This is a genomic window from Phyllobacterium sp. P5_D12 (assembly GCF_054049495.1).
The window spans coordinates 1-583 of record NZ_JBFUMG010001162.1 but is presented as its reverse complement, the minus strand read 5'-3'; the positions used below and the strand labels follow the sequence as shown (position 1 = coordinate 583).

Below are 583 nucleotides of genomic sequence, written 5' to 3'. Positions count from 1 at the left end.
GCCTTCTTCCACCATGAACTGATCATAAGGGGTCGGCTGCTTCTTGAACTCACCGAAACCGGCTTTCTTCGTGCCAGCGGGTTCATGCCAGTGAGTGCCGGTGCCGCCGCCTAATGGATCCTGGTGCATTGATTCCTCCTGTCGATGCATTTCCGCTGCGCCTGGAAGCGTCCACGGACGTAATATTTTGCGTCTTAGCCTACCAGCCGCTCGGAGCGGCGGTAGCTTCATTTCGGAAAGACCAACTTTCCGGTTTTGTCCGGGGGCATTAGTCCCGCCGACGTTTTCTACTTCTGTTCGCTCCAGCTCTCGGGGAACAATCCCTCACGCAACGCGCCGCGCACGTAGTAGCTCCAGAGCTTGCGAATGTGATGATCGCGGCGAAAACTATGGGCAAATGAATCAAGCTCGGCGTCCGTCAACGGCTTCACTTTGCCGATGGCGGCAGCGCGGTAGGCAGCTTCCGCGTTCTCTACGAGATGAAGCGAATCGATGAACGCTCCGCGCACCGTCTCCGCGGTCACAATCTGGCCATGGGCACGTATCTGCATGGCATGGTGGGCGCCGAGCGTGGCGGCGACAC

1 protein-coding gene is annotated in these 583 nt (G+C 58.7%); it reads right to left on the bottom strand.

Going from position 1 to position 583, the window contains the following annotated elements; genetic code table 11:
* Window positions 1-287 precede the first annotated feature (287 nt).
* Window positions 288-583 (bottom strand): hypothetical protein (locus ACXJ5O_RS29280; RefSeq protein ID WP_457302959.1); only part of this gene is annotated, 296 nt, incomplete at its 5' end.